Source organism: Shinella kummerowiae, from assembly GCF_009827055.1.
Taxonomy (GTDB): domain Bacteria; phylum Pseudomonadota; class Alphaproteobacteria; order Rhizobiales; family Rhizobiaceae; genus Shinella; species Shinella kummerowiae.
In genome coordinates this window covers 247,064-270,474 of the sequence record NZ_WUMK01000009.1, presented here as the reverse complement: position 1 = coordinate 270,474, position 23,411 = coordinate 247,064, and the positions used below count along the sequence as shown (strand labels likewise).

The 23,411-nt window shown below is 65.1% G+C and carries 20 protein-coding genes; 16 read left to right on the top strand and 4 right to left on the bottom strand.

The annotated features are described in order from the left end of the window. Positions 1-9 precede the first annotated feature (9 nt). The 4 genes from GR138_RS23465 (at position 10) to GR138_RS23450 (ending at position 5,528) form a co-directional block, all read left to right on the top strand. Entirely contained in the window at positions 10-990 is a 981-nt protein-coding gene (locus GR138_RS23465) for a bifunctional riboflavin kinase/FAD synthetase (RefSeq protein WP_160861680.1), read from the top strand. A gap of 270 nt (positions 991-1,260) precedes the next feature. Next, positions 1,261-4,251 (top strand): isoleucine--tRNA ligase, encoded by a 2,991-nt coding sequence (ileS, locus tag GR138_RS23460; protein ID WP_160861679.1) that lies wholly within the window; start codon positions 1,261-1,263, stop codon positions 4,249-4,251. A gap of 173 nt (positions 4,252-4,424) precedes the next feature. Continuing rightward, a complete protein-coding gene (locus GR138_RS23455) occupies positions 4,425-5,039 on the top strand; it encodes a hypothetical protein (protein ID WP_160861678.1) in 615 nt (204 codons plus the stop codon). 6 nt (positions 5,040-5,045) lie between these two features. Continuing rightward, positions 5,046-5,528: a GNAT family N-acetyltransferase gene (locus GR138_RS23450; protein ID WP_160861746.1), complete on the top strand. Its 483-nt coding sequence runs from the start codon at positions 5,046-5,048 to the stop codon at positions 5,526-5,528. A 14-nt stretch (positions 5,529-5,542) separates the two neighbouring features. On the opposite strand, the gene GR138_RS23445 is transcribed toward GR138_RS23450, so the two are convergent. Then, the gene (locus GR138_RS23445) at positions 5,543-5,986 is read right to left on the bottom strand and encodes a nucleoside deaminase (protein ID WP_160861677.1); all 444 of its coding nucleotides are present in this window, start codon (positions 5,984-5,986) and stop codon (positions 5,543-5,545) included. A 69-nt stretch (positions 5,987-6,055) separates the two neighbouring features. On the opposite strand from GR138_RS23445, the gene GR138_RS23440 reads away from it, so the two are divergent. From GR138_RS23440 to GR138_RS23430, 3 genes are all read left to right on the top strand, one after another. Further along, entirely contained in the window at positions 6,056-8,053 is a 1,998-nt protein-coding gene (locus tag GR138_RS23440; protein WP_160861676.1) for a pseudouridine synthase, read from the top strand. A 6-nt stretch (positions 8,054-8,059) separates the two neighbouring features. Next, the gene (gene rsmD, locus GR138_RS23435; protein ID WP_160861675.1) at positions 8,060-8,620 is read left to right on the top strand and encodes a 16S rRNA (guanine(966)-N(2))-methyltransferase RsmD; all 561 of its coding nucleotides are present in this window, start codon (positions 8,060-8,062) and stop codon (positions 8,618-8,620) included. 83 nt (positions 8,621-8,703) lie between these two features. Beyond that, positions 8,704-9,573, top strand: coding sequence for a patatin-like phospholipase family protein (locus GR138_RS23430; protein ID WP_160861674.1), 870 nt, complete (start codon positions 8,704-8,706; stop codon positions 9,571-9,573). Here the strand turns inward: GR138_RS23430 and GR138_RS23425 are convergent. Beyond that, a complete protein-coding gene (locus GR138_RS23425; protein ID WP_160861673.1) occupies positions 9,570-11,363 on the bottom strand; it encodes a monovalent cation:proton antiporter-2 (CPA2) family protein in 1,794 nt (597 codons plus the stop codon). The genes GR138_RS23430 and GR138_RS23425 overlap by 4 nt on opposite strands. A gap of 108 nt (positions 11,364-11,471) precedes the next feature. On the opposite strand from GR138_RS23425, the gene GR138_RS23420 reads away from it, so the two are divergent. The 6 genes from GR138_RS23420 (at position 11,472) to lpxK (ending at position 17,256) form a co-directional block, all read left to right on the top strand. Next, on the top strand, positions 11,472-12,818 hold the full coding sequence (locus GR138_RS23420) for a TldD/PmbA family protein (protein ID WP_160861672.1): 1,347 nt from the start codon (positions 11,472-11,474) through the stop codon (positions 12,816-12,818). 4 nt (positions 12,819-12,822) lie between these two features. Next, the gene (locus GR138_RS23415; RefSeq protein ID WP_160861671.1) at positions 12,823-13,629 is read left to right on the top strand and encodes a 3'(2'),5'-bisphosphate nucleotidase CysQ; all 807 of its coding nucleotides are present in this window, start codon (positions 12,823-12,825) and stop codon (positions 13,627-13,629) included. 61 nt (positions 13,630-13,690) lie between these two features. Continuing rightward, the gene (locus GR138_RS23410) at positions 13,691-13,927 is read left to right on the top strand and encodes a DUF4170 domain-containing protein (protein ID WP_160861670.1); all 237 of its coding nucleotides are present in this window, start codon (positions 13,691-13,693) and stop codon (positions 13,925-13,927) included. Between the two features lie 106 nt (positions 13,928-14,033). After that, complete coding sequence (waaA, locus tag GR138_RS23405; RefSeq protein ID WP_160861669.1) at positions 14,034-15,350, top strand: lipid IV(A) 3-deoxy-D-manno-octulosonic acid transferase; 1,317 nt, start codon at positions 14,034-14,036, stop codon at positions 15,348-15,350. Positions 15,351-15,361: 11 nt separating this feature from the next. Then, positions 15,362-16,096 (top strand): HAD family hydrolase, encoded by a 735-nt coding sequence (locus GR138_RS23400; protein WP_069059673.1) that lies wholly within the window; start codon positions 15,362-15,364, stop codon positions 16,094-16,096. A gap of 107 nt (positions 16,097-16,203) precedes the next feature. Next, the gene (gene lpxK / locus GR138_RS23395) at positions 16,204-17,256 is read left to right on the top strand and encodes a tetraacyldisaccharide 4'-kinase (protein ID WP_160861668.1); all 1,053 of its coding nucleotides are present in this window, start codon (positions 16,204-16,206) and stop codon (positions 17,254-17,256) included. 84 nt (positions 17,257-17,340) lie between these two features. Here the strand turns inward: lpxK and GR138_RS23390 are convergent, their stop codons facing one another. Together GR138_RS23390 and mutL are read right to left on the bottom strand one after the other, a co-directional pair. Next, a complete protein-coding gene (locus GR138_RS23390; protein WP_160861667.1) occupies positions 17,341-17,577 on the bottom strand; it encodes a DUF2093 domain-containing protein in 237 nt (78 codons plus the stop codon). A gap of 79 nt (positions 17,578-17,656) precedes the next feature. After that, a complete protein-coding gene (gene mutL / locus GR138_RS23385) occupies positions 17,657-19,456 on the bottom strand; it encodes a DNA mismatch repair endonuclease MutL (RefSeq protein WP_160861666.1) in 1,800 nt (599 codons plus the stop codon). Between the two features lie 265 nt (positions 19,457-19,721). Here mutL and GR138_RS23380 point away from each other — a divergent pair, with 265 nt between their 5' ends. From GR138_RS23380 to GR138_RS23370, 3 genes are all read left to right on the top strand, one after another. Beyond that, entirely contained in the window at positions 19,722-21,461 is a 1,740-nt protein-coding gene (locus tag GR138_RS23380) for a response regulator (protein WP_160861665.1), read from the top strand. A 140-nt stretch (positions 21,462-21,601) separates the two neighbouring features. Next, the gene (locus tag GR138_RS23375) at positions 21,602-22,960 is read left to right on the top strand and encodes a putative bifunctional diguanylate cyclase/phosphodiesterase (protein ID WP_160861664.1); all 1,359 of its coding nucleotides are present in this window, start codon (positions 21,602-21,604) and stop codon (positions 22,958-22,960) included. A 115-nt stretch (positions 22,961-23,075) separates the two neighbouring features. After that, entirely contained in the window at positions 23,076-23,411 is a 336-nt protein-coding gene (locus GR138_RS23370; RefSeq protein WP_246200641.1) for a PilZ domain-containing protein, read from the top strand.

Below are 23,411 nucleotides of genomic sequence, written 5' to 3'. Positions count from 1 at the left end.
ACGGTCGTCATGACGGTATTTCACAGGAACGAGACGAAACAGCCGCTGCCGGAGTTTCTGCGCGGCGGCGTTATCGCCATCGGCAATTTCGACGGCGTGCATCGTGGTCACCAGGCCGTGCTGCAACGGGCGCTCGACCTTGCCACGGAACGCGGCATTCCCGCGCTTGTGTTGACCTTCGAACCGCATCCGCGCACCGTCTTCCGCCCGGAACGCCCGGTCTTCCGCCTGACGCCGGCGCCGTTGAAGGCGCGCATCCTCGAAGGCATGGGTTTTTCCGCCGTCATTGAATATCCGTTCGACCGCTCCTTCTCCGAAATATCGGCGCATGACTTCATCCGCACGATCCTGCTGGACTGGCTGCATGCCTCCGAGGTCGTCACCGGCTTCGATTTTCATTTCGGTAAGGGCAGGGAAGGCGGCCCGGCCTTCCTGATGGCGGCCGGCCAGGACAATGGTTTTGGCGTCACGCTGGTCGATGCCTTCCGGGATGAGAACGCCTCGGTCATCTCGTCGAGCTTCATCCGCAAGCTGCTTGGCGACGGCGCCGTCGTCGAGGCTGCCGGGCAGCTCGGCTATCATTATACGGTCGAGGCCGAGGTTATCGGTGGCCAGCAGCTCGGTCGCACGCTCGGTTATCCCACGGCCAATATGCAGCTTCCGCCGGAAGTGGAGCTGCGCAACGGCATCTACGCCGTGCGTTTCCGTCGCCCCGACGGCAGCCTGCACGACGGCGTCGCCAGCTACGGCCGCCGCCCGACGGTGACGTCGAATGGCGCGCCGCTGCTGGAAACCTTCCTGTTCGATTTCTCGGGCGATCTCTACGGCGAAGTCTCCGCCGTGTCCTTCTTCGGACACCTGCGCGACGAGCTGAAATTCGACGGCCTCGATGCGCTGGTCGTGCAGATGAAGCGCGACGAGGAGGAGGCGCGCGCACTGCTGTCCGGCGTCAAGCCGCTCGGGTTGATCGACCAGCGCCTCTGTTTCTGAGGCGGGTGCCGCAAACGTCAAGCTCTCCCAAATATAAACGCCCCGTCTTTTCAAACCGGCGAAAAGGCCGTAAGACCGCGCGCATGATGCTCAACCGGCTGACCATCGATCTGCGAATTAGTGGCCCGGCTTTCCGCGCGCTCTGAGCGAGAGCCGGAAGGTCCGGGATTTCGGGCGTTTTCGCAAGCGCCCCCGCCGTCAGTGCCACAGTATTGACTGATACTTTCCCCGCATGCGCGAAAACCGCGCGACGAGACGATAGCCATATCCATGACCGATACGCCCGAAAAAGTCGATTATTCGTCCACCCTCTACCTGCCGCAGACGGACTTTCCGATGCGCGCCGGCCTGCCGACGAAGGAGCCGGAAACGGTGGCCCGCTGGCAGCAGATGGGTCTCTACAAAAAGCTGCGCGCATCCGCCGCCGGCCGCGAAAAGTTCGTGCTGCACGATGGCCCGCCCTATGCCAACGGCAACATCCATATCGGCCACGCGCTGAACAAGATCCTCAAAGACGTCATCACCCGCTCGTTCCAGATGCGCGGCTATGACTCGAACTACGTGCCCGGCTGGGACTGCCACGGCCTTCCGATCGAATGGAAGATCGAGGAAAAGTACCGCGAGAAGGGCAAGAACAAGGACGAGGTTCCGGTCAACGAGTTCCGCCAGGAATGCCGTGACTTCGCCGCCGGCTGGATCAAGATCCAGTCGGACGAGTTCAAGCGCCTTGGCATCGAGGGCGACTTCGACAATCCCTACACGACGATGAATTTCCACGCCGAATCGCGCATCGCCGGTGAACTCTTGAAAATCGCCAAGAGCGGCCAGCTCTACCGCGGCTCCAAGCCCGTCATGTGGTCGGTCGTCGAGCGCACGGCGCTTGCCGAAGCCGAAGTCGAATATGCCGATGTCGAGAGCGACATGATCTGGGTGAAGTTCCCGGTCGCATCGATCCACGTTGAAGCCGGTTCCGTCCTCGAAGCGCAGGCAACGTCCCTTGCAGCCGAAGGCGTTGAGGAAGATGGCGGCGTTACGCAGGAGGTTGCCCGGCGTCTCGACGATTTGCATAGTGCCTTCGTCGTCATCTGGACGACCACGCCCTGGACGATCCCCGGCAACCGTGCCATCGCGTTTTCCTCGCGCTACCCCTATGGCCTTTTCGAAGTCGAAAGCGCGCAGAACGACTTTGGTCCGCAGCCGGGCGAAAAGCTGATCTTCGCAACGCGTCTCGCCGATGAGGCGGCCGCGAAGGCGAAGCTCACCTTCAAGCTCGTTCGCGATGTCACGCCGGAAGAACTGGCGGCGATCACCTGCGCCCATCCGCTGAAGGATCTCGGTTACACCTTCCCCGTTCCGCTGCTCGATGGCGACCACGTCACCGACGATGCCGGCACGGGCTTCGTGCACACAGCGCCGAGCCACGGCCGCGAGGACTTTGATGCCTGGACGGCAAACGCTCGCCAGCTCGAAGTGCGCGGCATCTCGTCGAAAATCCCGTTCCCGGTCGACGACGCCGGCTTCTACACGGCCGACGCCCCCGGTTTCGACGGCGCGCGCGTCATGGACGACAACGGCAAGAAGGGCGATGCCAACGAGCGCGTCATCAAGGCGTTGATCGCCTCCAACACGCTGTTTGCGCGTGGGCGCCTCAAGCACTCCTACCCGCATTCCTGGCGCTCCAAGAAGCCGGTCATCTTCCGCAACACGCCGCAGTGGTTCGTCTATATGGACAAGGAACTCGGCGACGGAACCACGCTGCGCTCGCGTTCGCTGTCGGCCATCGACGACACCCGCTTCGTGCCTGCCTCCGGCCAGAACCGTCTGCGCGCGATGATCGAAGGCCGGCCCGACTGGGTGCTCTCGCGCCAGCGCGCCTGGGGCGTGCCGATCGCCGTCTTCGCCGACGAGAACGGCGAGGTGCTTGTCGATGAGGTTGTCAACGCCCGCATCCTCGACGCCTTCGAAAAGGAAGGCGCCGACGCCTGGTTTGCCGAAGGTGCCAAGGAGCGTTTCCTTGGCAACGACCACGACGCGGCCAAGTGGACGCAGGTCATGGACATCCTTGACGTCTGGTTCGACTCGGGCTCGACGCACACCTTCACGCTGGAAGACCGCCCGGACCTGAAATGGCCGGCCGACGTCTATCTGGAAGGCTCCGACCAGCATCGCGGCTGGTTCCACTCGTCGCTGCTCGAAAGCTGCGCGACGCGCGGCCGTGCGCCCTACAATGCCGTCGTCACCCATGGCTTCACCATGGACGAGAAGGGCGAGAAGCAGTCGAAGTCCAAGGGCAACGTCGTCTCGCCGCAGGACGTGATGAAGGAATCGGGCGCCGATATCCTGCGCCTCTGGGTCATGACTACCGACTACTGGGAAGACCAGCGCCTCGGCAAGACGATCATCCAGACCAACATCGACGCCTACCGCAAGCTGCGCAACACGGTGCGCTGGATGCTGGGCACGCTGGCGCACGACACGGGCGAGGAGATCGCCTATGCCGACATGCCGGAGCTGGAAAAGCTGATGCTGCACCGGCTGTCGGAACTCGACGCCGTCGTTCGCGAAGGCTACGACGCCTTCGACTTCAAGAAGATCGCCCGTGCGCTCATCGATTTTTCGAATGTCGAGCTCTCGGCCTTCTACTTCGACGTCCGCAAGGATGCGCTCTACTGCGATGCCCCGTCCTCGCTGAAGCGCCGCGCCTCGCTCTGCGTCATCCGCAAGCTGTTCGAGTGCCTCGTCACCTGGCTGGCGCCCATGCTGCCCTTCACGATGGAGGAAGCCTGGCTGTCGCGGAAGCCGGATGCCGTCTCGGTCCATCTCGAGCAGTTCCCGGATGTGCCGGCCGAATGGCGCAACGACGCGCTGGAAGCCAAGTGGGAGAAGATCCGCGCTGTGCGTTCGGTCGTCACCGGCGCACTGGAAATCGAGCGCCGCGAGAAGCGCATCGGTGCCTCGCTGGAGGCGGCCCCGGTCGTTTCCATCGCTGACCCGGAGCTTCTGAACGCGCTCGACGGCCAGGATTTTGCGGAAATCTGCATCACCTCGGCCATCACCGTGGTCGCCGGCGAAGGCCCGGTCGAGGCCTTCCGCTTGGCCGAAGTCGCCAAGGTCGCTGTCGAGCCGAAGCTGGCAGAAGGCACGAAATGCGCGCGCTCCTGGCGCATCACCACGGATGTCGGCTCGGATGCCGACTATCCCGATGTCTCGGCACGCGACGCGGCGGCACTGCGCGAAATCGGTTTCCGTCGCGCGGCGTAAAACCACACGCCTGTTGACGGCCGGGGCTTTCCGGCCGTCGATGCCTGGATGAATTGCACTTCCATGCTTCATCCGGTATTGCTGCCTGAAAATGGTCGGATTTTTCCGCCATGGCACGGCGATCTATTGCCGTGCTTGGGCTTTGGGGCGCCGGCTCTGCTGGAAGGGTATTCATGGGAATGACGCGAAATATTCGGGTGCGATCCGGCCTGATCGGTCTTTTGGGCGGAAGTTTCCTTTTGACCGGCTGCATGGGGCCGACCTACGGCACGGGCAAGAGCGCTGGCGAGCAGCTGGTGGAAGACGTCGGCAACGCCGTCATGGTCCAGCCCGACAACAAGGAAGCGAAAAGCATCCGTTACCAGCCGCGCGGTGGCCTCGTCGTTCCGAAGGACCAGACGGCGCTTCTCACGCCGCAGCAATCCGTTTCCGGCAAGGACAATCCGGAATGGCTGGAAAGCCCCGAGGACATGCGCGAGCGCCTGCGGGCGGAAGCGGATGAAAACAGCGGCGACGTGAACTACAGGTCTCCGCTCGCCAACCAGGGCACGACGAACCGCAAGCTCTCCGCATCCGAACAGACGGCAGCCTATCGTGAGGCGCGCCGGCTGCAGATGGGCGCCTATTCCGACAAGCGCCGCTACCTGAGCGATCCGCCGCTGGACTACCGCCGTCTTCCCGAGGAGGCGCAGGCCGACCTCGGCGAGCCGGAAAAGACCAAGGAGCGCCGCCGCAAGAAGGAAGCGAAGGCGGCCAAGCAGAGCGGGTCCAGCTGGTGGCCCTTCTAAGCCATGGTGGCCTATCGCATTCGCCCGGCGTCGGTTGACGACGCCGCGGTCATTCTTCGTTTCATCCGTGAACTCGCAGACTATGAAAAGGCGCTGCATGAGGTCGCAGCGACGGAGGAGAGCATTGCCGCCTCGCTGTTCGGCGAAGGCTCGGTAAGCCGGGCCGCCATCTGCGAGACCGAGGACGGCGAACCCGCCGGCTCCGCCGTATGGTTCAAGACCTACTCCACCTGGCAGGCAAAGAACGGCCTCTATCTCGAAGACCTCTATGTGACGCCCGATCATCGCGGTGCCGGTGTCGGCAAGCTGCTGCTGCGGCATCTCGCGCGCACGGCGCTCGATGAGGGCTGCGCCCGGTTCGAGTGGAGCGTGCTCGACTGGAACACGCCGGCGATCCGCGTCTATGACGCGATCGGTGCCGAGCCGAAGCCGGAATGGGTCCGCTACCGGCTGGACGGCGAAAAACTTCGCCAGTTCGCCGCCGGATAGTCCTCACGCTCCGATCAGCGCCGCTCGGCGAAGAAATCCTTCAAGATATCCGCCGCCTCCTGGCCGCCGATCCCCGAATAGACATCCGGCGCATGATGGCAGGTCGGCTGCGCGAAAAAGCGCACGCCATTGTCCACCGCGCCGCCTTTCGGGTCCTCCGCACCGTAGTACAGCCGCCGGATGCGGGCGAAGGAAATGGCGGCGGCACAGAGCGTGCAGGGCTCCAGCGTCACGTAGAGATCAGCACCGGTAAGGCGCTCCTGACCGAGCTTGCGGGCAGCCTCGCGGATGACGGCGACCTCGGCATGGGCGGTTACGTCGGTCTCCGCCCGTGTCCGGTTGCCGGATTGCGCGATGATCGCGCCATCCAGCACCAGCACGGCTCCGACCGGCACTTCGCCCCGTGCGCCGGCCGCGCGCGCCTCGCAAAGCGCGATCTCCATGAAGCGATTTGTCATCGCACAACGAATTCCTCTTAACCCGGGGCGTGCGACCTGATAGGACACGCCAAAACGCAGGCAACACAAATGACATTCAAAGACAAGCCAAAACGGCCGGGCGGCTCGCCCGAGGGCCGTGATCGCAAGCCGCGTAGCGCCGCATCGGCCGCTTCGGGCAAGAAATCCTTTTCGGCTGAAAAGCCCGCGGGCCGCAAACCCGAGGGCAAGGCTTTCGCTGGAAAGTCCGCGCCCCGGGACGGCAAGCCTCCCCGCGACAGCAAGCCTGCCCGCGATGCGCGGCCTGCCAAGGCAGCGCCGGCCGCTTCTGCGGCGACGGACCTTGCGCCGGAGCGCATTTCCAAGCTGCTCGCCCGCGCGGGCGTCGCCTCGCGCCGCGATATCGAGCGCATGATCATGGAAGGCCGCGTCAGCGTGAACGGCAAGGTGCTGGAGACGCCGGTCGTCAACGCCACCTTTGCCGATCGCATCGAGGTCGACGGCCAGCCGATCCGCGGCATCGAGCGCACGCGCCTCTGGCTCTACCACAAGCCGGCCGGCCTCGTGACGACGAATGCCGATCCGGAAGGCCGCCCGACCGTCTTCGACAACCTTCCCGAAGACCTGCCGCGCGTCATGTCGATCGGCCGCCTCGACATCAACACCGAAGGCCTGCTGCTGCTGACCAACGATGGCGGGCTTGCCCGCATGCTGGAATTGCCGACGACAGGCTGGCTGCGCCGCTACCGGGTGCGCGCCCACGGCAAGATCGAGCAGACCGATCTCGACAAGCTGAAGGACGGCATTGCTGTCGACGGCGTGCTCTATGGTGCCATCGACGCGACGCTCGACAAGGTACAGGGCTCCAACGCCTGGATCACCGTCAGCCTTCGTGAAGGCAAGAACCGCGAGATCAAGAACGTGCTCGGCGCGCTCGGTCTCGACGTGAACCGCCTGATCCGCATTTCCTACGGCCCGTTCCAGCTCGGCGAACTGCCGGAAGGCCAGGCCCAGGAAATCCGCGGCCGCACGCTGCGCGACCAGCTCGGCCCTCGCCTGATCGAGGAAGCCAAGGCGAATTTCGATGCGCCGCTGTTTGATCATGCGCCGGAAGACGACGAGAAGCCCGCCCGCAAGAGCCGCGACGCCGCACCCGGCTGGGCCGAGCGTCCCGCCGAACGCCGCGAAAAGCCGGAAGACCGCCGCGAAAAAGCCCGCGCCCGGCTCGATACCAAGCGCGACGACCGCTTCGGCGACAAGCCGCGCGGCGGTCCTCGCGATCGCGACCGCGACGACAGCCCGTTCGACGGCAAGCCGAAGCGCGAGCCCGCCAACCGGGCCCGCAAGTCCAACGTCTGGATGGCGCCCGGTGCCCGCCCCGTGGCCGAGAAGAAGGCGGAAACGTCTGACGGCGTGAAGCGCGAACCGCGCGAACGTCCGGATGGTGCGCCGAAGACCAAGCGTTATGGCCGCACGGCCGACGGCGCGCCGACGCGCTCGGCAAAGAAATTCGATCCCGACCGCAAGGGACCGGCACGCGGCCGTCCCGGCGACGACCGGGCCGAAAAGCCCCGTATCCTGAAGACGCGGGACGAAGACGGTGAATGGATCCGCGCCAGCGAGCCGGAAACGCGCGACCGTGACGATGGTGGCCGCGGCGGTTTCGGCCGTTCGCGCTCGGGTGCGGGCGACGACCGCGTCAAGCGCGATTTCGGCGATCGCCCGCCGCGTGGCGACCGCAAACCGCGTGCCGAGGGCGAGCGTTCCTTTGGTGACCGCCCGTCCCGTGGCGACCGTAAACCGCGTGCGGAAGGTGAGCGTTCGTTCGGTGCCCGTCCGGCCCATGGCGACCGCAAGCCACGCGCGGACGGCGAACGTTCCTTCGGTGACCGCAAGCCGCGCGCCGAGGGCGAGCGCACCTTCTCCGATCGCCCGCCGCGCCGTGACGGCGGCAAGCCGTTTGGTGCAAAGCCTTCCGGTGGCAAATCCTTCGGCGGCAAGCCGGGTGGTGGTCGCCCCTCCGGTGGCAAGCCTACCGGAAAGCCCGGTGGACGGCCTGCGGGCGGCCCGCGCGGCAAGGGGAAGTAACAGGCGGTGCGGATCGTCGGCGGAGAGTTTCGCGGCCGCTCGCTTGCGACGCCGAAGTCGGATGACATTCGTCCGACGACGGACCGCACGCGCGAAAGCCTGTTCAACATCCTGTCACATGCCTATCCGCAAGCGCTGAACGGCACGCGCGTGCTCGATCTCTTCGCGGGAACGGGCGCCGTCGGCCTGGAGGCGCTGTCGCGCGGCGCTCGCGCTGCACTCTTCGTCGAGCAGAGCGTCGAGGGCAGGGGCCTTCTCCATACCAATATCGAAACACTCGGCGTGATCGGCCGCGCCAAGATTTTCCGGCGCGATGCCACGGCACTCGGCGGCGTCGGCACGGTGGAACCGTTCGCTTTCCTGTTTGCCGACCCGCCCTACGCCAAGGGGCTGGGCGAACGCGCGCTCGACGCGGCAAGCCGTGGCGGCTGGCTCGTCGATGGTGCCCTTGCGATCCTCGAGGAGCGCGCCGATATTCAGCCTGTCGCCGTCGATGGGTTCGATCCTCTGGAGGTCCGCACCTTCGGCGACACGCGCATGCATTTCTACCGCTACCGGGCCGGCTGATTCTGAGCAGTTCCAGCAAAAGTGTGAAGCGGTTTTGCGTCCGGAATTGCTGAAAGACTTTGACCCGCCGCAGGAGACGCCGGATGACCGAAGCCCTCGTTTCCGTTGAAAGCCCGCATAGAAGCGGCCCGACCGTCGCCATTGCGCTTGGCGGTGGCGGCGCGCGCGGCCTTGCCCACATCCATGTCATCGAGGTGCTGGACGAACTCGGCATCCGCCCGGTGCTGATTTCAGGCGCCTCCATTGGCGCGATCATGGGCGCGGCCATGGCGGCCGGCATGACCGGCCAGGAGATCCGCGAGCATACGCTGGCCGCGATCGGCCATCCGAGCCGCATCATGAACCGGCTGTGGAGCCTGCGCCCCACCCGTTTCTCCGAGGTCGTCGCCGGCGGCTTCCGCGTCGGGCAGTTCAACCTGGAGCGTGTCCTGAAGGCCTTCCTGCCGGATCGCCTGCCGGAGACCTTCGAGGCGCTGCAAATTCCGCTGAAGGTGATCGCGTCGGATTATTACGGCCAGTGCGAATGTGTCTGCGAGAGCGGCCCGCTCTTTCCGGCGATTGCCGCTTCGGCGGCATTGCCCGCCGTCTTCCGCCCGGTGCTGATCGATGGCCGCGTGATGATCGACGGCGGCCTGTGGAACCCGGTGCCCTTCGACCATCTGACGGGCCAGGCCGATATCACCATCGGCGTCGACGTGATCGGCCACCCGCCGGCCGGCACCGCGGGCCTGCCGAACAGCATCGACAGCCTCTACGGTGCGACCCAGCTCACCATGCGCTCCATCGTCACGCTGAAGCTGGAAAAGGCGGCGCCCGACATTTTCCTGCAACCCGATGTCGGCCGCTTCCGCGTGCTCGATTTCGCCAAGGCCGAGGAGGTGCTGACCGTCTCCGCCGGCATCCGCGATGAGTTGAAGCGGGCGCTCGACGCGAAGCTCTCGGCTTTGGCTTAAGCGCTTTCCTCCTCGTCGACCTCGGCCTGCATGATCTTCTTCGGCTTGACCAGCGGTTCCGGCTTGACCGGCTTGAAATGCAGCATGTGCCGACCGGCCGTAAGACCTTCGACGGCCTGGAGCTCCAGCCGCGCCACGTCGCGCCGGCGGATGTCGTCGCCGATCGCCAGGGCGTCCTCCGGCTCGACGCCGAGTTCCTCCAGCGTTTCCCGGCCGAAGAGAAGGGCCGACTCGAAGGTTTCGCGCACGTCGTGCTGCACGCCGCGGGCGCGTAGCGAGAGGGTGTGTACACGGTCGTAGGAGCGCACGAAAAGCGTGGCGTTCGGATATTCCGACTGCACGAGATCGACGATGCGGTCCGTTGCCGCCTTGCCCTGGGTGCAGATGGCGACGATCTTGGCGCGCTCGATGCCGGCGGCGCGCAGCACGTCCTTGCGCGTGCCGTCACCGAAATAGATGCGGAAGCCGAAGCTCGCCGCCTGGCGCACGCGGTCGGTCGAATGGTCGATGACGGTTACCTCGCGACCGCCGGCCAGCAGGATCTGCGCGGCGATCTGGCCGAAGCGCGAAAAGCCGATCATCAGGACGTCGGCACCCGCCCCCTCGAAATCCTCCTCCATCTCCTCCTCGATATCCTCGACAAGCAGGAAGCGCGAGAGGGCTGCGGCAATCGGCGTCAGCGCCATGGAAATGGTGACGATGGCGACCAGCAGCGAGGCAAGCCCGCCGGAGAAGATGCCGGCGGCAGACGCTGCGGTGAACAGCACGAAACCGAATTCGCCGCCCTGCGGCAAGACGAGGGCGATGCGCACCGCATCATTGTGCGATGAGCCGGTGAACCGGCAGAGGCCGTAGATAACGAAGCTCTTCACCAGCATGACGGCCGGCGTGGCGATCAGGATGGTCAGCCAGCCGGAAAAGATGACGTCGAGATGCAGCGACAGGCCGACGGCCATGAAGAACAGGCCGAGCAGGATACCGCGGAACGGCTCCACATCGGCCTGCAATTCATGGCGGTAGGAGGAATCGGCGAGCAGCACGCCGGCAAGGAACGCGCCCATCGCCATGGAAAGGCCGGCCATCTGCAGCAGCATGGCGGCGGAAAGCACGACGAACAGCGCGGCGGCGATCATCGCCTCGCGCGCCCCGGTGCGGGCGATGATCTGGAACAGCGGGTTGAGCAGGTAGCGGCCGGCGACGAAGAGCGCGGTGATCGCTGAAATGGCGATCAGGAAGTCCTGGAAGGCCGTTGTCGTGTCCTCCGGCGCCTGTTCCGCCAGCAGCGGAATGAGCGCCAGGAGCGGAACGATCGCGAGATCCTGGAACAGCAGCATGGAGAAGGCGCGCTGGCCGTAGCGTGTGTTCGTGTCGCCCTTCTCGTCGAGGATCTGCATGGCAAAGGCGGTGGAGGAGAGCGCGAGGCCAAAACCGATGATCAGCGCCCCGTCCCAGTGTTCCATGCCCGTCACGAAGGTCAAACCGGCCAGCACGAGGCCGGTGATGACGACCTGCGCCAGGCCGAGCCCGAAAATATCGTGCCGCATCGCCCAGAGGCGCGAGGGCTTCAGCTCCAGCCCGATGAGGAATAGAAGGAAGACGACGCCCAGTTCGGCGACGCCGAGCAGTTCCTCGCCGTCGCGGATCTGGTGCAGGATCGGGCCGATCACCACGCCTGCGGCGAGATAGCCGAGGATGGTGCCGAGCCCCAGTCGCTTGAAGATCGGCGCGGCAAGAAGCGCGCCGCCAAGCATCAGCAGGACCTCGTTATAGGGGCTGTGGGTGTAGGGCATGCGGCGGGCTTTCTTCGAGGGGCGGCGGTCGCGGGGCAAAAAAGGAACGGCTGCCCTTGATGCCTGTGCTACTGCACAATAAATGGGGCAGCAAAGAAAGGCCAAGTCATGTCAGAGACGATCGATTCCGCAAGCCTTCTCGCGCGCGCCGGCGAACTTATCGACCGCGCCATCCAGGCGGGAGCGGATGCGGCCGATGCTGTCGTCGTTCGCGGCCGCTCCTCATCCGTCAGTGTGCGCCTCGGCAAGGTCGAAGGCACGGAGGCTTCGGAGGGCGATGATTTTTCGCTGCGCGTCTTCGTCGGCAAGCGCGTCGCCAGCGTCTCGGCCAATCCCGGCTTCGACCTGAAGGTGCTCGCCGAGCGCGCCGTCGCCATGGCGAAGGCCTCGCCGGAAGATCCCTATGCGACGCTCGCCGATGAGGCAGACCTTGCCAAGGACTGGCCCGACCTCGAGCTTTTCGACCCGACCGAAGTGACCGCCGAACAGCTGACCGAGGCGGCGCTTGCCGCCGAAGCCGCGGCCCTTGCCGTTTCCGGTATCACCAATTCCGGCGGCGCCGGGGCCTCCGCCGGCATGGGCGGCCTGGTGCTTGCCACCTCGCACGGCTTTTCCGGCGCCTACAGCGCCAGCCGCTTCGGCCGCTCCGTCAGCGTCATCGCCGGCGAGGGCACGAAGATGGAGCGCGACTACGACTTCGATTCGAGCCTCTACTTCGCCGATCTGCGCGATGCCGAAGAGATCGGCCGGGAAGCGGCCGCCCGCGCGGTACGCCGGTTGAACCCGCGCCAGGTGCCGACGGCGAAGAACGTTACGGTCGTCTACGATCCCCGCGTGGCGCGGGGCATTGCCGGCCATATCGCCGGCGCGATCAACGGTGCTTCCGTTGCCCGCAAGACGAGCTTTCTGCGGGACCGCATGGGCAAGCCCGTCCTGAAGGCCGGCCTCACCGTCACCGATGATCCGCTGATCGTGCGCGGCTCGTCCTCCCGCCCGTTCGATGGGGAGGGCATTTCCGGCGAGCGGCTGGCGATGATCGAGGACGGCGTGTTGCAGCACTGGTTCCTCTCCACCTCCACCGCAAACGAACTCGGCCTCAAGACCAATGGCCGCGGCGTGCGCGGCGGCACTTCGGTCAACCCGGCCTCCACCAACCTTGCACTGGAGCCGGGCGACATCGCGCCCGAGGATCTGATCCGTTCCATCGGCAATGGTTTCTACGTCACCGAGCTGATCGGCCAGGGCGTCAACATGGTGACGGGCGAATATAGCCGCGGCGCCTCCGGCTACTGGATCGAGAACGGCGAACTGACCTTCGCGGTCTCGGAGGTCACCATCGCCTCCAACCTCACCGACATGTTCATGCGCATCACGCCGGCCAACGACATCGATCGCTCGTTCGGCGTTGCCGCCCCGACACTTGCCATCGAAGGCATGACGCTTGCCGGGACGTGACGTCATGACAAGCCCCGCCAACGACTGGACTGCCGACCTCGACCTTCTCACCGCCGCAGCACGGCTTGCCGGTGCGCGGGCACTGGAATTCTTCCGCAAGGGGCCAGAGGTCTGGTGGAAGAATGGCGGCCACTCACCGGTGAGTGCCGCCGACTTCGCGGCGAACGATATCCTCAAGAAGGAGCTGCTGTCCGCCCGGCCGAATTACGGCTGGCTCTCGGAAGAGACCGACGACGATGCCGGACGGCTGGATTGCGAGACCGTGTTCGTCATCGATCCGATCGACGGCACGCGCGCCTTCATTGCCGGCAAGGACATCTGGTGCGTCAGCGCCGCCGTCGTGCACAAGGGCCGCCCCGTCGCCGGCGTGCTGTTCGCACCGTCGCTCGATGAACTCTACACCGCGGCTGCCGATGGCGTGGCGCTGAAGAACGGCCAGCCGATCAGGGCGACCGAGCCGGATGCCGACCGCCCGACCCGCATGGCCGTGCCGGAAGACATGCTGCGCCACATCGACAAACATGTTGTCGGCGGCGTGCACCGCATCTCGCATGTGCCCTCGCTCGCCTACCGGCTTGCCATGGTGGCGGACGGGCGCATCGATGCCACGCTGGTCAAGCGCAACGCCCATGACTGGGATCTGGCGGCCGCCGACCTCATCCTGGCGCGGGCCGGCGGATCGCTCGTCACGCTCGATGGCGAGGCCTTGTCCTACAACCGGCCAAACGTCAGCCATGAGACGCTTGCCGCTGCCGGTTTATCCCGGCTTTCCAGCCTTGTGGATGCCTCCCGGCACCTTGCCGGCCATTGACCTTTGATGCGGAATACCGCAAACCGTCTGCCAAAATCCGACAAGAAAAAGAGAGAAGAACATGACCGAAACCACCGAATCGAAACAGCTCCTCCATCTGGTGTTCGGCGGCGAACTGACCACGCTCAAGGACATCCAGTTCCGCGATCTCAACAATCTCGATATCGTCGGAATTTTCCCCGACTATGCGAGCGCGCTCACCGCCTGGAAGTCGAAGGCCCAGCAGACCGTGGACAACGCGCATATGCGCTACTTCATCGTGCACATGCACCGGCTTCTGGACCCGCAGAACGGCTGAAACGCGTTCCCTGACACCGCTCCCGCGCGGCTTTCGCCGCGCCGGACAAAACCGGACCTTCCATGACCCTCACAAGCCCGAAAGCCGCAACCGGGGTGTCCTGCCGATGAGCAGGCGGCTCGCCCGTTTCGCGCTTTCGCTTTACCGCTGGGGCGGCGTCGCGCTTTACCCGATCGTCGGTCCCTATCTGGCGCTGCGGGTGGCCAAGGGCAAGGAAGAACGCTCCCGCCGCCGCGAACGCTACGGCTTCGCCAGCGTCGACCGCCCGGCGGGCCCGCTCGTCTGGTTTCATGCGGCAAGCGTCGGCGAGACCAATGCGGTGCTGCCGCTCATCAAGGAAGTGCGCCGCCGCGGCATAGCCGTCCTGCTCACGACCGGTACCATCACCTCGGCCAAGATCGTGCGCGACCGCCTCGGCAATGATGTCATCCACCAATATGTGCCGCTCGACCTGAAGCCGGCAATCAGCCGTTTCCTGGAATACTGGCATCCCGATCTCGCCATCATGGCGGAGTCGGAAATCTGGCCGATGACCATCCTGGAGCTCAGCAAGCGGCATATCCCGCAGGTCCTGGTGAACGGCCGCATCTCGGACCGGTCCTTTCCGCGCTGGAAGCGGCGCATGTCGATCGCCGACGCGATCTTCGAGAATTTCGCCCTGGTCATCGCGCAGTCGGAGCTGGATGCGGAACGCTTCCGCACGCTGGGTGCCCTGCCGGTCATGGTCTCCGGCAACCTCAAGGTCGATACGGATGGGCCGCCGGCCGATGCCGCCGTGCTGAAGGCCTATCTCGACCAGATCAAGGGCCGTCGCACCTGGGCGGCGATCTCGACCTTCGAGGGCGAGGAAGCGGCCGCCGGCAATGTGCACCGCGTGTTGAAGGAGCGCACGCCGGGCCTCCTCACCATCATCGTGCCGCGCCATCCCGAGCGCAGCGATGCCATCGCGGACATGCTGACGGCGCGCGGCCTGAATGTCGCCCGTCGCACATTGAACGACCCGCTGACGCCGGAGACCGATATCTTCCTCGGCGATACGATCGGCGAAATGGGGCTCTACCTGCGCATGACGGAAATCGCCTTCGTTGGCCGTTCGCTGTTTGCGGAAGGCGGACAGAACCCGCTGGAGCCGGCCATGCTCGGCTGCGCGATCCTGTCCGGCGGCAACGTGCAGAATTTCCGCGAGGCCTACCAGCAGCTCGCCCGTAACGGCAGCGCCAAGATGGTGCGCGACGTCGAGATGCTGGCCAAGGGCGTACACTACCTCTTGAGCAACGACGAGATGCGCAAGCAGATGATCGAGGCCGGGCAAGAGACCGTGCAGGAAATGCGCGGCGCCTTGCGCGCCACGGTCAAGGGGCTGGAACCCTATATCAATCCGCTCACCGTGAAGGCGCGGCTCCACCCGCGCCAGACCTCCTGAAAGGACGGGACATGACCAAGGCAGCGACGATTTCCGGCATCCTCTTCGACAAGGACGGAACGCTGCTCGACTATGCCCGGAGCTGGGTACCGGTGAACTACGAGCTCGCCCGCGTTGCCGCACTTGGCGATGAAGATCTGGCGCGCAAGCTGCTCGTGGCGGGCGGTATGGACCCGGACACCGGCCATGTCATGCCCGATAGCCTGCTGGCCGCCGGCAATACGGTGGAAATCGCCGAGGGCTTCGTTGCGGCCGGCGCACCCTTCACCGTGGAGGCGCTGACCATCCATTTCGACGGCCTCTTCGCCAATTCCGCGCAGCTTGCGGTCGCCGTCACCGATCTTGCTGATTTCTTCGCCACCATGCACGCCCGTGGTTACTGGCTGGGCGTCGCCTCCAGCGACAACGAGGCCTCGATCCGCGCAACGGCAAAGCGCTTCGGCTTCGAAAACTATCTCCACTACGTCGCCGGCTATGACAGCGGCTTCGGCATCAAGCCGGAAGCCGGCATGGTGCTCGGCTTCTGCGCTGCGACCGGCCTCGAGCCGCATCAGGTCGCCGTCGTCGGCGACAACAATCACGACATGCACATGGGCCGCAATGCCGGCGCCGGCCTCACCGTCGCCGTGCTCACCGGCACGGGCTCGCGGGAATCGCTGGCCGACGCCTCCGACTACTGCCTCAACGACATCACCGAACTCGTGCCGCTCTTCCCCGAAGCCGCGGCCGCACGTCCGGCAGCGTGAGACGCCGCAACCGTCTTGCCAGGCAAACCGTCTCTCATGGTTGATTTTCCGCGCCTTCTCGCGTTTCTTGACGCAACGATCGGGCAGAAGCGCTCGCTGGGGGCCGAATGGTAAGTGAAGCACCGCCTTTCTGGTGGACGAAGCCGGACTGGCGGGCCTATGCGCTCTGGCCCGTCTCGCGCCTCTATGGCCTGGTCGCCGGCCAGCGCATGCGCAAGAAGCGGCGCGGGGAAGTGCCGGTCCCGGTCATCTGTGTCGGCAACTTCACCGTCGGCGGTGCCGGCAAGACGCCGACGGCGATCGCCATCGCCCGTGCCGCAAAGGCGCGGGGCCTCAAGCCGGGCTTCCTCTCCCGCGGCTATGGCGGTTCGCTCGACGTGACCACCGTCGTCGATCCCCATCACCACTATGCCCGCGCCGTCGGGGACGAACCGCTGCTGCTCGCCCGGGAAGCTTTGACGGTCATCGCCCGTAAGCGGATCAAGGGCGCGAAAAAGCTGGTGGAGGAGGGCGCCGACCTCATCATCATGGATGACGGCTTCCAGAGCGCGCAACTGAGCTTCGATTATGCGCTGCTGGTCATCGACACGCGCCGCGGCATCGGCAACGGCCACCTCGTGCCGAGCGGCCCGGTGCGTGCGCCGCTGGCCGAACAGATGCGCCAGGCGAGCGCGCTGCTGGCGATCGGCGATGGCAATGCGGCCGACCGATTGATCCGCCAGGCGGCGCGTGCCGGCAAGGCGGTCCATTCCGCTACGCTCGTCACCGTGGGTGCCGAAGATCTGGAGGGGCAGGTCGTCATGGCCTGGTCGGGCATCGCCGACAACGAAAAGTTCTTCCGCACCGTCAACGAGACCGGCGCGCATCTCTACGTGACCCGCAGCTTCCCCGACCATCATTATTTGAGCGACGACGAGGTGGCGGAAATCCTCGACCATGCCGAAGGGCTCAGCTACCAGCTCGTCACGACATCCAAGGACAGTGTGCGCCTTGCCGGCGGGCATGGCCGTTCGGAGGAGTTGAAGGAAAAGAGCCGGGTGATCGAGGTGGAAATCCACTTCGACGACCCGAAGGGGCCGGATGCGATCATCGACGCGGCAATTGCCAATGCACGACGGCGGAAACTGCAGGGGAGCAAGGCGGTAGGCAATAGGCAGTAGCCAATAGCGGCTTAAAAGATTGACGCCGTGGCCGTGCTCCGCAGCAACATCACTGCCTACTGCCTACTGCCTACTGCCTACTGCCTACTGCCGCTTCTGATTTGGCAGCGCGCCGGCGCGTTTTTCGGCCTCCAGCGAGGCGGCGCAGGTGGCATAGGCCTCCTGGCGGGCGACGCTCCAGTAACGCAGTTCGTCGACCGGGATCGCCTCGCCGGTCATCGCGCAGGTGACGTGCGAGCCGGGCATCAGGATCTGGAAATCGCCGTCGAGATAGCGGATCTTCGCTTCGCGGCTGCCGCGTCCTTCAAGACGGTTCATCATCGATCTCAATATCCGTGTCATCTGGTCGTCATGCTGCCATATCGCGGCAAGGGTGAAATTTCCAGCATTTTCGCTGTCGTCAGCTACGCCCGAACAACCGTTCGATGTCCGAAAGCTTCAGTTCGATATAGGTCGGCCGCCCGTGGTTGCACTGGCCGGAACCGGGCGTCGCCTCCATCTGGCGCAGCAGCGCGTTCATTTCCTCCGGCCGCATGCGCCGGCCGGAGCGCACCGAACCGTGGCAGGCCATGGTCGCGGCAAGATACTCGAGCTTGGCCTTGAGCCCGCTCGCCGTGTCCCACTCCGCCAGTTCGTCGGCAAGCTGATGGATGAGGCCGGCCGCGTCCATCTCGCCGAGCATGGCCGGTGTCTCGCGCACCGCCACCGCACCGGGGCCGAAGCGCTCGATACCGAGGCCGAGCTTTGCAAACTCGTCGGCATGGGCGACGAGCCGGTCGCAATCGTCTTCCGGCAGGTCGACGATCTCGGGAATGAGCAGCACCTGCGCCGGTACGGCGCGCGCATGCAGGGCATTGCGCATCGCCTCGAAGACCAGGCGTTCGTGCGCCGCGTGCTGGTCGACGATCACCAGCCCATCCTCGGTCTGTGCGACGATATAGTTCTCGTGCAACTGCGCGCGGGCGGCGCCGAGCGGATGGCGTTGCGGCGGCTCCTCTTCGCGCAGGCCGGACGGCGCGAACACCGGCTCGCTGCGCGCCGATGGCGTTGCGAACTCCGCAAAACCCGCCTGCCGTTCGCGAAGCGGGGCAGGCGAGGTCGCAGCCTCGAAAGGCCGGTAGGGCGAGGCAGTCGGCGTCCAGGGTGCCGAAGGCTGCGATGTTTCCGGCCGGAAGGCGCGCATCATGCCGCTCGCACCGGTCGTCGCTGCCCGGTTGCCCTCGCGGGCGAGCGCCTCGCGGATCGCACCGATGATCAGGCCGCGCACCAGGCCCGGATCGCGGAAACGCACGTCGGATTTCGCCGGATGCACGTTGACGTCGACCAGTGCCGGGTCGATGTCGATCGCCAGTACCGCCACGGGATAGCGTCCGTGCGGGATCGTCTCGGCATAGGCGGCGCGCAACGCCGACCAGACCAGCTTGTCCTGCACCGGACGCCCATTGACGAAGGCGAACTGGTTGAGGCTGTTGCCGCGGTTGAAGGTCGGCACGCCGGCGAAGCCGGTCAGCCGCACGCCCTCGCGTGCCGCATCGATCTCGATGGCATTGTCGCGGAAATCGCGGCCGAGCACCTGGGCGATGCGGGCGAGCCGGTCCGTGCCGGTCGCGGGGAATTCCAGCGTCGTGCGGTCGGAACCCGACAGCACGAAGCGCACATGCGGAAAGGCGATTGCCATGCGGCGCACCACGTCGGAAATCGCCGAGGCCTCCGCCTTCTCGCTCTTCAGGAATTTGAGCCGCGCCGGTGTCGCGAAAAACAGGTCGCGCACTTCGACGACGGTGCCGCGGTTGGCGGCGGCGGGGCGCACCGGCACCACCTTGCCGCCCGTCACGCTGATCTCGGCCCCTTCGCCGGCATCGGCCGTGCGGCTGAGCAGCGAAAGTTTCGCGACGGAGCCGATCGACGGCAGCGCTTCGCCGCGGAAACCCAGCGTGCGGATGTCGGTGAGGTCCGCGTCGAGCTTGGAGGTGCAGTGCCGGCGGATTGCCAGTTCCAGATCGGCGGGCGCCATGCCGCTGCCATTGTCGGTGATGCGCAGCAGCGTCTTGCCGCCGCCGGCCGTCGCTATCTCGATGCGCGTCGCGCCGGCATCCAGCGCGTTCTCGATCAGCTCCTTGGCGGCACTGGCCGGCCGTTCGATCACTTCGCCGGCGGCAATCTGGTTGATGAGGGTTTCGGAAAGCTGCCTGATGGTCATGGGGCTATTTTCGCGGATTCGGCCGGGCCTTGCCAGTGCCAAGTTGCCTTATCCCGTGTCCTGCACGCCGACGACCCGAAATCGTTTAATCAGGCTTTAATAAAATGCTGCGAACGTGCCCGAACGCTCGTATGAACACGAGAAGTCCGGTTTCCCGGTGGACAAATTTCAGCGTCGCTGGCCGCTGTCATTCCCTCACGTCCAGGTGCGATGAGCACCGATCAGCATGTTTCCGGGGAATGCCAGACAGGCGAGGACTGCCACAATGAATGATGTAGCGTCGTCCGACGCGAACATCCGGCTGGGAATGTTTGAGGCCGCGTGCGATATTCTCGCCGCCGCCGTAATCGTCTATGACAAGAACGACTGCCTCGTCTTCGCCAGTCGCCAGGTCCTGCGCTACTTCCCCATCCCCCCCGATACGCTGAAACCCGGCACCCGGCTGCGCGACGTGCTCGGCGCGATCTTCGACAGCGGCGTGCGCTATGGCATCCCGCTGGAGCAGCGTCACAAGGCGGTCAACCGCGAGGAGTGGATCTCCACCCGCATCTCCGCCCATTGGCGCGAGCAATATGACGCCGTCGAGCGGCTTGGCCGCGACCGCTGGATCCATTTCCGCAAGCGCCGCCTGCCGAGCGGCTACAACGTGACGACCTTGGTCGATGTCTCCGAGCAGAAGAAGCAGGAAGAGCAGTGGCGTGTCGATCTCGAGCGCATCGCGCTGACCGAGGCCATCCTCGAGAGCCTGCCGTCGCCGGTGGTCATCAAGGACCGCAACCTCACCTATATCGCCGTCAACAAGGCGTTCTGCACCATCTACGACACCAGCGCCGACAGCATCATCGGCCGCTCGATCTGGACGCTTGCCGATGCCGAGAGCGCCGAGCGGATCGAAAGCAGCGACCGCGCCGTGCTGGAGACGGGCGAACCCTATACGCTCGCGGAACACGTCATCCGCGCCGATGGGTCCAATCTCTATGCCATCACCCGCAAATATCGCATCGGTGCGCCGGGGCATTACGCCCTGGTGACGCTGATGGAGGACGTGACAGCCTTCGTGACGGGCGAGCGGACTGTCACGGACACCGACGACGCCGTGCTGCGCGTACCGGGCGGCTTCGTGGAGGCGCAGAACTGCTTCGATCCCGTGCGCGACGCGGAGCGCCGCCTGCTGCTGGATCAGCTCAATCCCGAGGAATTGCGCGTCGTCGCCGGCAAGCGCATCCTCGTCGTCACCCCGAACCCGCATATCGAGGACATCCTCGTGGCGGAATTCAAGGCGCGCGGGGGCGATTGCTGCGCCGTCAGCAGCGTGCGGGAATACGATGCCTTCCTTACCCTTGCCGCCCGCCAGGGGCTTGCGATCGATCTCGTGGTCATCGACGACAACATGTCCGGCCACGAAATCATCCAGGCGAACAGCCGCGGCATCGCCACGCGGTTGATCAGCCCGGATGGCATCGGCCCGGATTTCATGCGCGCGCTCGTCGAGGAGCATGAATTGCTGTCGCAAGACGGCTCGCCGCTGGGCGATATCCTGACGCCGGTCTCGCTGTCCGACGACTGGTACATCGCCACCGACATTTCGACCATGCTGCCGGCCGCCGTCGGCGACATCGAGGTGCTGGTCGCCGAGGACAACCAGATCAACCAGTTCGTCTTCTCGCAGATCCTCGAAGGCATGGGCATTTCGCACCGCATCGCCGAGAATGGCGAGGAAGCGGTCATGCTGTGGCGCAAGCACCAGCCGCGCCTCGTGCTGATGGATATTTCCATGCCCGTCATGAACGGCATCGATGCGGCGATGGAAATCCGCGAAGCCGAGAAGCTGACGGGCACCCGCACGCCTATCGTCGCCGTGACCGCCCAGGCGCTCAATGTCGATATGCAGAACTGCATGGATGCAGGCATGGACGACTACATCACCAAGCCGGTGAGCCCCGACATGATCGAGGCCATCTACCAGCGTTACGCCGCCGGCAAGCCGGAGAAAAATGTCGCGTAAGTTGAAAACGGGTGGTCAACTCCCCAAAAATGGGGAGGCAGGTGGGGAGGACTGAGCATCGCTTGCTATGCATTTGTTAACGATCATGCCCCATCGTGGAGAGGTCGGCGGAGATCGGGTGCAAGTACGGGAAATCATTGATGAAGTCTGCTGAACATGCGGCGCTGGATGTTTCCCAGACTGACCTCCATGCCATGGCTTACACCGACCCGTTGACCGGGCTCGGTAACCTTTACCGGCTGCGCGACAAGGTGCGCCAGATCGCCAAGGAGCGCGAGGAAGACCCGGCGCCCTTCGCCATCGGCATGGCCAATCTCGATGGTTTCAAACCGATCAACGACCTTTTCGGCCCGCGCGCCGGCGACGAGATCCTCTGCCAAGTCGCGCATCGTCTGAAAGCCTGCATTCCGGACGGCGCGACCGTCACCCGCCACGGCGGCGACGAGTTCGCCTTCGTGCTGCCGCTGGTCTTCGAGCGCAAGGGTGCCGAAAAGATCGGCCAGATGCTGCGCGAAGTGCTGTCGGCGCCGTTCGATCTCGGCGACCGCAACGTGCGCCTGTCCGCTTCCTTCGGCTTTGCCATCTACCCCTTCGCCGGCGAGGACTTTACCGAGCTTCTGAAGAGCGCCGATACCGCGCTCTACCGGTCGAAGCGCCGCGGCCGTGGCCAGATCACCGTCTATTCGCAGGAAATCGCCCAGGAGATGAAGCGCGCCACGCAGCTCGAACAGGCGCTGCGCAATGCCATCATCGCCAATGAGGTGGACGTGCATTTTCAGCCGATCGTCAGCCTGCGCGACGATACGGTCGTTGGCTTCGAGGCGCTCGCCCGCTGGTGCGATGCGGATCTCGGCTATGTCTCGCCCGCCGTCTTCGTGCCGCTTGCCGAAGAGCGCGGTTTCATCGATGCGCTGTCGGACACGCTGTTGCGCAAGGCCGCTGAAACCGCGCTGTCCTGGCCGAAGGAACTCTTCCTCTCCTTCAATCTCTCCTCCGCCCAGCTGATGGATCCGAAGACGGCGTTCAACACGCTGGCGATCCTCAACCGCGTCGGCCTCGATCCGCGCCGGCTGGAGCTGGAAATCACCGAAACGGCGATGATGACGGATGCCGACACCGCGCAGAAGATCGTTGGCGAACTGCGCGGCGCCGGCGTGCGCATCTCGCTCGACGATTTCGGCACCGGCCAGTCGAGCCTCGGACGCCTGCGCGATTTTACCTTCGACAAGGTGAAGATCGATCGCGCCTTCGTCTCGCGCATCTCCAACGACAAGGCCTCCGAACACATCATCAAGGCGATCGTCGCGATGTGTGAAGGCCTGGACCTAGCGGTGGTTGCCGAAGGCATCGAGGACTTTTCCGAGGCGCTGAAGCTGAAAGCGCTCGGCTGCGGCATGGGGCAGGGCTATTTCTACGGCAAGCCGGCGGATGCCGTCGCCACCATGCGTTTCCTCGCCGATCGCTATGTCAGCATCGAGGGGCGCGCCGCCTCCGCCTGACAATCGTCCCTGAACAGGTCAGTTCGCTAAAATTGCGCGTATCGGTTTAGCTGGACTGCAAGCACTCGTCGTTATGGTGGCTCCATCAAATGGGTTCAGGGGGATGGAGCCAGGAATGTCCACCATCAAGGATATGCCCGTCAGGGCGACCGATCGTTCAAGAGTGCGGATTTTCGCGACCGTGCAGGTCATGCATCAATCGACGCGCGGCCGCGTGGTCGACCTGTCGCCGAGCGGCATGGCGCTGGATCTGGAAAAGCCGATACAGGCGATACCCGGCCAGCTGGTCACCATCGAGAGCGAGGAGCTGGGCCGTCTCAGTGGCACGATCCGCTGGCTCAGCAATGGTCGCCTCGGCATCCAGTACAAGCTGTCGACCAATGCGCTGGCGCAGATCACCTCCTATTTCCGCTTCTTCCACGAGGAGGTGCGGCCGGTCCTTCGCCGCTAA